Source organism: Hymenobacter sp. (assembly GCF_036388155.1).
In the GTDB taxonomy this organism is placed as follows: domain Bacteria; phylum Bacteroidota; class Bacteroidia; order Cytophagales; family Hymenobacteraceae; genus Hymenobacter.
The window spans coordinates 108853-119958 of the sequence record NZ_DASVSI010000103.1 but is presented as its reverse complement, the minus strand read 5'-3'; the positions used below and the strand labels follow the sequence as shown (position 1 = coordinate 119958).

8 protein-coding genes are annotated in these 11106 nt (G+C 60.7%); 1 reads left to right on the top strand and 7 read right to left on the bottom strand.

The features are described 5' to 3' along the window. Positions 1-18 precede the first annotated feature (18 nt). The 7 genes from ruvA to VF629_RS14550 form a co-directional block, all read right to left on the bottom strand. Positions 19-624 carry a Holliday junction branch migration protein RuvA gene (gene ruvA, locus VF629_RS14580; RefSeq protein WP_331059224.1) on the bottom strand — a complete coding sequence of 202 codons (606 nt, stop codon included), beginning with the start codon at positions 622-624 and terminating at the stop codon, positions 19-21. A gap of 251 nt (positions 625-875) precedes the next feature. After that, positions 876-2684 carry a DUF885 domain-containing protein gene (locus VF629_RS14575; protein WP_331059223.1) on the bottom strand — a complete coding sequence of 603 codons (1809 nt, stop codon included), beginning with the start codon at positions 2682-2684 and terminating at the stop codon, positions 876-878. Positions 2685-2819: 135 nt separating this feature from the next. Further along, entirely contained in the window at positions 2820-5090 is a 2271-nt protein-coding gene (locus VF629_RS14570) for an NADP-dependent malic enzyme (protein ID WP_331059222.1), read from the bottom strand. 115 nt (positions 5091-5205) lie between these two features. Then, complete coding sequence (locus VF629_RS14565; RefSeq protein WP_331059221.1) at positions 5206-7383, bottom strand: LysM peptidoglycan-binding domain-containing protein; 2178 nt, start codon at positions 7381-7383, stop codon at positions 5206-5208. A gap of 146 nt (positions 7384-7529) precedes the next feature. After that, complete coding sequence (gatA, locus tag VF629_RS14560; protein ID WP_331059220.1) at positions 7530-8960, bottom strand: Asp-tRNA(Asn)/Glu-tRNA(Gln) amidotransferase subunit GatA; 1431 nt, start codon at positions 8958-8960, stop codon at positions 7530-7532. 26 nt (positions 8961-8986) lie between these two features. Continuing rightward, positions 8987-9457, bottom strand: a complete 471-nt coding sequence (gene tatA, locus VF629_RS14555; protein WP_331059219.1) for a twin-arginine translocase TatA/TatE family subunit — start codon at positions 9455-9457, stop codon at positions 8987-8989. A 17-nt stretch (positions 9458-9474) separates the two neighbouring features. Further along, positions 9475-9789, bottom strand: a complete 315-nt coding sequence (locus VF629_RS14550; RefSeq protein ID WP_331059218.1) for a twin-arginine translocase TatA/TatE family subunit — start codon at positions 9787-9789, stop codon at positions 9475-9477. A 278-nt stretch (positions 9790-10067) separates the two neighbouring features. Here VF629_RS14550 and VF629_RS14545 point away from each other — a divergent pair, with 278 nt between their 5' ends. Next, positions 10068-11012 (top strand): GAF domain-containing DNA-binding protein, encoded by a 945-nt coding sequence (locus VF629_RS14545; protein ID WP_331059217.1) that lies wholly within the window; start codon positions 10068-10070, stop codon positions 11010-11012. The last annotated feature ends 94 nt before the right edge of the window (positions 11013-11106 follow it).

The following is an 11106-nucleotide window of genomic DNA, read 5'->3' as shown; positions in this document are numbered from 1 at the left end:
TAATATTCAGACTAAGACTCAATGCGACTTCAAAGCAAATTTAATCAATTCCTCGACGCTTAGGTCACCTCCGTGTTTCTGCTGGATTTGGTCGAGCAGCTTCTCGGCGGCAGCCCGCGCAAAGCCCAGGGTCACCAGAGCTTGCAACGCTTCGGCGCGGCGCGTATTGTGTTGGCGCGCCAGCGGCACGGTGTCCACGCCGGCTTTGGCCAGCAGCTCGTCTTTGCGCAGCTTGTCCTGCAGCTCCAGAATCACACGCTGGGCCGTTTTCGGCCCCACACCCTTGATGGCCTGAATGGCCCGCACGTTGCCGCTCACGATGGCCTCGCGGATTTCGCCCACGCTCATGCTGCTCACCATCACAATGCCCGTGCCCGGCCCAATGCCCGACACCGAAATCAGGAGCATAAACAGCGCCTTTTCGTTCGGGTCGAGGAAGCCGTAGAGCGTCTGCCCGTCTTCTTTGATGTGCTGGTAGGTATAGATTTTGGTGGCTGCGCCCTCGGCCGGGAGCTTGGAGTAGGTGGCCAGCGAAATCCGGACTTCGTAGCCCACCCCGAGGATGTCGACAATGGCGAGCGTGGCGTCTTTGTAAGCGAGTTTACCGTCGAGGTAGGCAATCATGCAGGAGTAAGATAAAGGCGAGGCAAGCGCTGCCCCGCTAGAAGGCAAGTAGCGCTGAAATATTGCCCGAAGTACTGACAAAAAGCCGGAACTGGCTGGCTCACTTAACAGCACAGGAGCCGGTTTCTATCCCAAATTTACTAGCTTTTTAGCCAAATAATTTGGCCAAAAACAAGAAACATCGCCCCGTGCGCTTGCACAAAGACGATGTTTCCGGAAATCCTGATGGAGGCGTAAAGCTTACCGGCGACTCAGACGCTGGCTTTTTTGTCGGCGATGTAGGCATTCACCACCCGCTCCAGCAAGGTGAGGGGCATGGCGCCGTTTTTTAATATCACCTCGTGAAAGTCGCGCAGGTCGAACCGCGGCCCCAGTTCCTGTTTGGCGCGCTCGCGCAGCTCCAGAATCTTCATCATGCCCACTTTGTAAGAGCAGGCCTGGCCGGGCAGCACGATGTAGCGGTCTACCTCGGCCTCCACGTCGGATTCGGCCCGGCCGGTGCGGTCGTGCATGTAGGCAATGGCCTGCTCGCGGGTCCAGCGCTTGTCGTGAATGCCGGTATCGACCACCAGCCGCACCGCCCGCCACAACTCAGACTGCAGGCGGCCCAGGTTGTCGAAAGGGTCTTTCTCCAAGCCCATTTCCCAGGCCAGCTGCTCGGCATACAGCCCCCACCCTTCGGAATGAGCCGAAAAAGGCACCAGTGTGCGGAACGTGGGGAGGCCTTTCAGCTCCTGCGCAATGCTGATTTGGAAGTGGTGGCCCGGAATGCCTTCGTGGTAGGCCAGGGTGTGCATGGTAAACTTGGGGGTGGCCTTGATGTCCGTCAGGTTGGTGAAGAAGACGCCCGGCCGCGAGCCATCCTTAGCTCCGGCGCTGTACTGACCAGCAGGCGCCGTTTTTTCGCGGAAGGCGGGCGCGCGCTGCACGTCCAGCACGGCCTTGGGGCGAATGCGGAAGGCGGGCGCCATGCGCTGGCTGGCCTCCGCGAGAATGCGCTTGTAGTCGGTCAGTATTTGGGCGCGGCCCGAGTCGGTATCGGGGTAAAGAAAGCGTGGGTCTTCGTTCAACTGAGCCATTGCCTGCCCGGGGGTGCCGCTGAGGCCCTGGCTTTTTAAGACGACGGCCATTTCGGCCTCGATGCGCGCCACTTCGCGCAGGCCCAACTCGTGGATTTGGCTGGGGGTGAGGTCGGTGGTGGTGCTTTGCTTCAGGCGGTGGGCGTAGTAGGCCGCACCGTCCGGGAATTTCCATACGCCGGCATCGTTGGTTGAGCGCGGGCGCAATGCGGTAAAGTACGCTATGAGCGACTGATAGGCCGGATACACGGCCGTCGCAATCTGGTTGTTGGCCTCGGCCAACAGCCGGTCCTTTTCGGCGGGCTCCAGCTTAGCCACTTTGCCCAGCTTCTCGGCCAGCGAGGTGTAGAGAATGTTGTCCTCGGGCTTTTGCGCCACGAAGCTGGTCATCTCCGTCAGCACCTTCTCGATGACGAACGTGGGCGGCACTACCTCATGCTGCTCGCTGGCTTTCAACTGTTCCAGCACCTGCGCAAACTGCGTTTTCACCTTGCTCAGCCGAATGTTGTAGTATTCGGCATCGCGTTGGTTGTTCACTTGGTGCTTGGTGGCCATGAAGGTGGGAAACCCACTCTGCACGCCACCAAACTGGTTAACCGGGTAGCTGTCGTAGCGAAACTTTTCGCCTTCGGCCGCCCCTCGCATGTACCAGTCCAGAATGTCGTAGGAGAGCTTCTGCTGGGCGTCCATGCTGCTGGTGTCGTAGCTGTGCAGCATGTCGAGGTTGCGGTGCAGCCGCTCAACTTGCTCGATGCGGTTGGCCTCCGACAAGTCGTCCAGCTCTTTGTTGTGCGCCTGCAGGCCGACTCCCTCCACCATGCGCAGGGTCGACAACAATTCCGGCGAGTCGAATGCGAATTCAATAAAAACCCGTTCGTAGAACTCACGAATAAAAATCGGCTTGAACCAAACCGCATTCACCACCAGCGCAACCAACAAGAGCAATACAATGCCCGACCCACGAAGTAGAAATTTTTTCATCTCGAAAGGTAGGCCAATAAATAAAATATTTAATATTTTATTTATCACTTTACGGTTGACAGATGGGAACAGAAAAGCCCGTGGTGTTTCATATGGTGAAGCACGACGGGCCTTGGGTTAAGCTCAGCCGAATTTCTACAACGCCTTGCTGCCCATCTGGGCGTCGACCACCGCAATGGCGGCCATGTTCACGATGTCGCGCACCGAGGCGCCCAGCTGCAGGATGTGCACCGGCTTGCGCATGCCCATCAGCACGGGCCCGATAACCTCGGCGCCGCCGATTTCCTGCAGCACCTTGTAGGCAATGTTACCCGATTCAACGTTGGGGAAAATCAGGGTGTTGGCGCCCTTTTCGGCCAGCGGCGAGAAGCCGTAGTGTTCCTGCAGCAGTTGCGGGCTCAGGGCCACGTTGGCCTGCATTTCGCCGTCAATCAGCAGGTTGGGAAAGCGGGCCTTGGCCAGTTCCGTGGCGCGGCGGGTTTTCTCGGGCAGCGGCCCGGAGTTCGACCCGAAGTTGGAATAGCTGATGACGGCCATGCGCGGCTCGGTGTCGAAGAAGCGCACGGCGCGGGCGGTGAGGCCGATAATCTCGACCATTTCTTCCGCCGTGGGGTTGATGTTCACCGTAGTATCGGCGAAAAAGTACGGGCCTTTTTTGTGCTGAATGATGTACATCGACGAAACGCGGCGCACGCCCTCTTCAGTACCAACTACTTGCAGCGAGGGAATGATGCTCTTGCCGTAGTCCTTGGTGAGGCCGGTGATGCAGGCGTCGGCCTCGCCGGTTTCCACCATCATGGCGGCGTAGTAGTTGCGCTCGCGCATCAGCCGGCGGCCTTCGTAAAGCGTCATGCCGCGGCGCTGGCGCTTTTGGTAGAGCAGGGCCGCGTACTCGTCGCGCTTGCCATCCTGCTTCAAAATGTTAATGATTTCACAACCTTCCAGGTCGAGGCTGTTTTCGCGGGCAATGGCTTCGATTTTCTCTTGCGGCCCCAGCAAGATGGGCCAGCAAATGCCCTCGTCGCGCAGAATCTGAGCTGCTTTGAGAATCTTGTAGTTGTCGGCCTCGGCAAACACCACGCGCTTGGGATTCGCGCGGGCGGCCGAGGTCATGCGGTTCATCAGCTTCTGATTCACGCCGAGGCGGGCCCGGAGCTGGTCTTCGTAGGCCGTCCAGTCCTCGATGGGCAAGCGGGCCACGCCGCTTTCCATGGCCGCTTTGGCCACCGCTGGGCTGATGCTGGTGATAAGCCGCGGGTCGAGCGGCTTGGGAATAAGGTAGTTGCGGCCGAAGGTGAGCGTGTTATCCCCGTAGGCTTTGTTCACCATTTCGGGCACGGGCTCTTTGCTTAGTTCCGCCAAAGCCCGCACAGCCGCCAGCTTCATGGCCTCGTTGATTTCGGTGGCGCGCACGTCCAAAGCCCCCCGGAAAATGTAGGGAAAACCCAGCACGTTGTTCACCTGGTTGGGATGGTCGGAGCGGCCGGTGGCCATGATGAGGTCGTCGCGCGTGGCCATCGCCACCTGGTAGCTCACCTCGGGGTCGGGGTTGGCCAAGGCAAACACAATGGGGTTGGCCGCCATGCGCAGCAGCAGCCCGGCCGGCAGCACGTTGGCCGCCGAGAGGCCTAGGAACATGTCGGCCCCGTCCATGGCCTCGTCCAGGTTATTGATGGAGCGAGTGGTGGCAAACTGCATCTGAATGGGCGCCAAGTTGGTGCGCCCAGCATGAATGAGGCCGTCCTTATCGAACACTACCACGTTTTCCTTCTTCAGGCCCAGCGCCAGGTACAGCCGCAGGCAAGACACGGCCGCCGCCCCCGCCCCACTCACCACCACCTGAATTTCCTCGATTTTCTTGCCCACGATTTCCAGGGCGTTCAGCAGCGCGGCCGACGTGATGATGGCCGTGCCGTGCTGGTCGTCGTGCATCAGCGGGATGTTCATCTTTTCCCGCAATTCGGTTTCGATGCGGAAGCACTCCGGCGCCTTGATGTCTTCTAAGTTGATGCCGCCAAACGTGGGCTCCAGCGACTTCACAATCTTGATAAACTCGTCAGGGTCGGAGGCGTCAATTTCAATGTCAAAGCAGTCGATGCCAGCAAACTTCTTGAACAACACGCCCTTGCCTTCCATCACGGGCTTGCTGGCCGCGGGACCAATGTTGCCCAACCCCAGCACCGCCGTGCCGTTGGAAATCACGGCCACCAGGTTGCCCTTGGCGGTGTACTTGTACACGTCGTCGGGGTTTTCGGCAATGGCTTTGCACGGTTCGGCCACGCCGGGCGAGTAGGCCAGGGCCAAATCAAGCTGGGTGCTGACGGGCTTGGTCGGCACCACTTCAATTTTGCCGGCGGGCTCCTGTGAATGGTAGTTGAGGGCGTCTTGTCGGTTTATTTTCAGCATCGGAAATTCAGAAATAGTAACGGCCGCGCGGGCGGCGCGGCCGTGTAGGGCGAAATTAGGGCGAAATGCGGACTAAGGCCGAGGTTGGTTGGGAAACCGGGGCGCCAACAAGGCATCAGCCTTGCGGCACCAGCAGCTTCTGGCCCAGCTTCACTTCGTCGGAAGTGAGGTGGTTCACGCGGCGCAGGTCCTGCACGCTCACGCCAAAGCGGCGCGATATGTTGAACAGCGTGTCGCCCGGCTGCACCAAGTGCACCTTGGAGGACTCCATCCGCTTGTCCGCCGTCGAGCGAGAACCAGCCCCTGCGACCTTAGCCACGGGTTTGGGCTGCTTGCGCGGCGCTTCCGCAACTTCTTCGGGCTCGGCAGGCGCTTGGAACACCAGCCGCTGCCCTGCCAGCACGTTCTCCGACTCCAGCTTGTTCCACTCCACCACCTGGGCCACGCTCAGGTTGCGCTCGCGGGCCAGTTTGGTGAGGTTGTCGCCTTTGCGTACGGTGTAGGGCTTGCCGGTTTCAACAGCGGCCACCACCGGCGCGGTCTCCACCACTTCTTCCGGCTCTGGAGCGACGGTTGCGGCTGCTTTGGCTTCGCTACGCTTGGGGTCAGCAGTGGAAGCCTTAGCCACGCGCTTAGCATCGGCACGCGCCTGTGCCTCGGCCGCGGCGCGCTGAATGGCCTGCCGCTGACGAATAGCGACGAGGCGCGCTTCTTGTAGTTTTTCCTGTCGGCTTAATTCGCGCAAGCGCGCTACTTCGCGGACGTTGGCTTCGGTCTGTTCGCGCAAGGCCGCAGCTTCTTCGGTTGAAACCGCGGGCTTCACCACTGACCGCGGGGCAACTGCAATGGCCTCTGGTACGGCGATGGGCTCAAGCGGTGCCGATTTGCGCGGCGCCGTTACCGGCTGCGGCACAAACACCACCAACTGCTTGCCCGGCTTGAGCGCACGGCCTTTGGGCAGGTCATTCCAGCGGCGCAGCTGCTTTTGGCTCACCTCGTACCGCTCGGCTAGGCTGGCCAACGTCTCGCCCTTCCGCACTTTGTGCGGCACCCGGCGGAACCGGGGAGCGGTGGCTTCGGTCTGGGCGCGGGGGCCTTCGGTGGCGGCGAGCATTTCTTTGCTCATCCACGGCTCCACCCCATCCAAACGCGGGGGCAAGATGGGCAATGGCTGCGGCAGCTCAGCCGTGGGCTGGCAATAGGTCAACAACGTGGCGCGGTCGACGTCCCCCAAATGCACCGCCGCGGCCGAAGGGTAGCGCACGACGTACGGCCGGTAGCCCGCCGGCAGGGCCGCCCTCCGCAACTCGGGGTTGAAACGCGTCAAATACAACGAATCCTCGTATCCACAGGCGCGGCTCAGGCGGCGCAGGTCGAAGGCCTGGCCCCGCAAACCCAGGGTGTCCATGGGCTCGGCGTACTGGTAGCGCAGGGTGGGCGTCCGCAAGCCGTGCGAGTCAGCATACTTCATGCTGTACATGATGGCCGTGAACGTGGGCACGTAGTTGCGCGTTTCGGCCGGCATGTGGGGGTACAGGTCCCAGAAAGTCTTTTTGCCGGTGCGGCGCATCACGCGCTGCACGCTGCCCGCGCCCCAGTTGTAGGCCGCCAGCACCAGCTCCCAATCATGAAAAACGCCGTAGAGGTAGCGCAAGTGCTTGCAGGCGGCCTCGGTGGCTTTCTCGGGGTGCATGCGCTCGTCTATCCACTCGTCGCGCTTCAGGCGCAAGTCGCCCGCAGTTGGTCCCATAAACTGCCACAGCCCGGTCGCGCCAACTGGAGACTTCGCCGTAGGAATCAGGGCAGACTCCACCACGGCCAGGTATTTTAGGTCCGTCGGCAGGTTGTACTGCTTCAGGTATTTCTCGAAGAGAGGGAAGTACAGGTTTTCGCGTTCCAGCACGCGCTGCATGTAGCTGCGGTTGCGGGCCGTGAACAGGTTCACGTAGGCCATCACCGCATTATTAAACTGGTGCGGCACATCGGTTTCGAAGCAGCCCACCCGGTCGCATACTAAGTCGCGCATGGTGGGAGGCGTCCGCAACCATTCCAGGCGCGCCGAGTCGATGCTCATCGGGGCCGCCACCAGGGAGTCGGGTTGAAGCTCCAGGCGCACCCGCACGGTGTCGCCCAACAGGGCTGGCATGGTGGATTTTGCCCGGCCCGCGGTGTCCGGCTGCGGTACCTGTTGGGCCTTGGTTTCCGTCGTCTGCACCAGCAGCCAAGGCAGCACCAGTGCCAGCCACAAGCGGCCGTTCTGGTCAGTTTTCACTTGCTTAATCCCTTGCTTCATAGCACTAAGATAGGGCAAGGGTAAAGAACTTGTAGAGATAGCCCCAAAGTTTTTGGCTTGGCGTGAGGCAGCCCTCGCTCGGCAGAAAAACAGAGAGCCCCTCGGCAACCGGGGGCTCTCTGTCTAAAAACAATAAAAACAGCTTCCTACGCTAGTACTTCCTCTGTCAACGTACCGGCAAATGCCAGTAGCTCCGCTTCGCGGAAAGCGCCCGCCATTACCTGCAAGCCAATTGGCAAGCCAGCGGCGTCCTCCCCTACCGGGACTGAAATAGCCGGCACGCCCGCCAAAGAGGCCTGCACCGTGAAAATGTCGGCCAAATACATGGAGACCGGGTCCTGCTTCTCGCCAAGCTTGAAAGCCGTGGTAGGCGTGGTGGGCAGTACCAGGAAATCGTACTGGCGCAACAACTCGTCAGTTTTGTCTTTTATCAGCCGGCGCACGCGCTGCGCTTTGGTATAGTACGCGTCGTAGTAATTGGCGCTGAGCACGAAGGTGCCCAGCAAAATGCGCCGCTGCACTTCCGCTCCAAAGCCCTGCGCACGGCTCTTCTTGTAGAGCGACTCCAAATCCGTGGCGTCGGGGGCCCGGTAGCCGTACTTCACTCCATCGAAACGGCCCAGGTTGGAGCTAGCCTCAGCAGTGGTGAGGATGTAGTACGTCGGAATCATGTAGTCGAGATAAGGGAACTCCACCGCCTCCACCACGTGGCCCTGACCGCGCAAAATGTCCAACTGCGTTTCCAGCGCCGACTTAATTTCCGGGTTCAAGCCCTCATTGTCAATGGCGTCGGCGATGTAGCCGATGCGGTAGTGCGCGGCGGGCGTGAGCTGCTGGCTGTACGCCGGCACTTCGCGCTGGCTGGCGGTGCTGTCCATGCCATCGGGACCGGCCATTACTTCGAGCAGCAGCGCCGCATCCTGCACCGAACGGGTGATGGGACCAATCTGGTCAAACGACGAGGCAAAGGCCACCAAGCCGTAGCGTGAAATCCGCGAATAGGTGGGCTTGAAGCCAATGACGCCACAAAAAGCAGCCGGCTGCCGCACCGAGCCGCCCGTGTCGGAGCCAATCGAGGCCAGGCACATATCGGCTTGCACCGCCACGGCTGAGCCGCCCGATGACCCGCCGGGCACGCGGGCCGGGTCGGCAGCATTGCGGGCGGGGCCGAAATACGAAGTTTCGTTCGAGCCGCCCATGGCGAACTCGTCGCAATTTTGGCGGCCGATGAGGATGGCGTCAGCATCGAGCAAACGCTGCACGGCCGTGCCGGTAAACAGCGACTTGAAGCCGTCGAGCATCAGGCTGCTGCTTTGCAGCGAGTGCCCGGCATAAGCCAGCACGTCCTTGATGCCAATGACCATGCCGGCCAATGGCCCGGCCGTGCCCGCGGCCAGCTTGGCGTCGACGGCGTCGGCCTGGGCGCGGGCCTCTTCGGGCCACACCTCCAGGAAGGCATTTAATGTCGGGTTCTGGCGCTCGATGTTGCCCAGATAATACTCAACGAGCTGGCGGCAGGTCGTATTGCCTGCCGCCAGCTCGCTACGAACTTCGGATAAAGACTGAAAACGCTTCAAACTATTTGCAGATTAGATGACCAAATTTAGGCGTTGGCATCGGGGTTGGCGGGGCGGTAGGGCTGCCGGGGCTGCGTGCCTTCGGGCGCTAGGTTGGGGGGCAGCGACGAGGCGACCGGCGGGGCCGGCTCTTCGGCGGGCTGGCTAGGAATGTTCGGGTGCTCCATACCAGTATACTCGGCGTCAGCCGTAGGGGCCACGTAGGCAGGCGTCGCCCAGGGGTCGAAGCCCGAGCCGTTATCGGCCACCGGGACCGAAGCAGGCGGCGTGGGGTACTGGTTTTGCGCCGGGTAGTTGGGCTGAGCAGGTTGGCCGGCCTGCTCGAACTCCTTGCGGATTTCGGTGCTGGCGTCTTTGAACTCGCGGATGCCTTTGCCCAAGCCCCGAGCCAGCTCAGGAATCTTGTTCGCCCCGAAGAAAATCAGGATGACGACCATAATCAGCATGAGCTCGGAGCCGCCGATGTCGCCTAGGAAAAGAATGAATGGCGTTTGCATAACTCAAGATGCGCCCACTAGCGCGGCTGATTGTTGGGGTCGTTGGGGTTGAAAACCGGCGGCACGGGCTGCTGGTAGCCTTGCTGCGGCGCGCCCTGCTGGGGATACTGCTGCTGATAAGGCGGCTGCACCGGAGCGGCAGGCTGGTCGCGGTACTGGGGCTGCTGGGGCTCTTCTACCTTGCTGGCGTCCTTGAACTCCCGCACGCCCTGACCCATGCCTTTGAACAGCTCGGGAATGCGCTTGGCACCAAACAACAACACAATAACAAAAACGATGAGCAGGATTTCGGTGGTGCCGAAGCTGCCAATTAGAAACAGAGAATGAAGCATGACAATACGGACGCGGGGCCCAGTTAAAGGGTTAAAGCAGGATATACGCAGCCGAAAGGCTTTTGGAGTCCCAAAGATACCCGATTGCTGGTGTTTGATGGATGAAGCTGTCCCTTGGCAGTCAGATTCCTTCCTTTAGTCGGGGCAAATTTGGGATTGACCGGAATGGCGCGCACTAGCCGGGACATCGGGTTAGCTTTGCTAATGGTTCTAACATTTCTGTGCCAATCCTTTTATTGAGCCTTTAAGCACCTATCACTTTTCTGTCGTTATTCGCTGTGAAACCTCCTAAACGCCAAACGCCCGCCGATTCCAGTCTGCGCCAAGTAAACGAACCCGAACGGATGGAGGCCCTTCGCAGCTACCAAATTCTGGATACCGACCCCGAACAGGTTTTCAACGACATCGCCCAACTTTCGGCCTTCATTTGCGGCACGCCCATGTCGTTGGTCTCGTTGATTGACGGCGAACGGCAGTGGTTTAAAGCGCGCGTGGGCATGGACGCCCACGAAACGCCCCGCGAACACGCATTTTGCCAGTACGCCATGCGTGCCAGTGACGTGTACGAAGTACCCGACGCCACCAGTGACACCCGGTTTTCTCACAACCCGCTGGTAACCGGCGACCCGCACATCCGCTTTTACGCCGGGGCTCCGCTCCTGTCGCCCGAAGGCCAGCCCTTGGGCACGCTGTGCGCGCTCGACACCGTGCCCCGCGAGCTCAGCGCTGACCAGCGCGATGCCCTGCGCATTCTGGCCCGCCAGGTAATGGCTCACCTGGAACTGCGCCGCGTGCGCCTGCAGCTCGACGACGAGCGGCAGAAGCTGGAGGGCGTGCTGCGCATGGCCAACTCGACCGGCGAAGCCATGTATGCCAGCCACCGCAACGAAATCTTCGTGAAGCAGGACCAGCGCCTGGTGCGCGTGTGCACCGCCGACCTGCAATACGTCGAAGCCCTGGGCGACTACGTGAACCTGCACACCACCCGCGAGCGCCTCACCGTGTACGGCACGATGAAAGACCTCGAAACCAAGTTGCCGGGCCGCGATTTTGCGCGCGTGCACCGCAAGTACATCGTACGCCTCGACCGCATCATTGCCATCGAAGCCGACTCGGCGCTGCTGGACAGCGTGCGCGACGACGGCGCAGCGCGCACGCCGGTGCGGGTTCCCATCGGCAGCTCCTACAAAGCAGGACTGCTCGGGCGGCTCAACTTGGTGTAATTGGAACCAGTTCTTCCGGCCGAATTACGCTGCGCCAGATAAACTCGACGTTCGCCGGTTCGGTGGGTTCCTTCGCCGAGTTACGGCTCCCGCA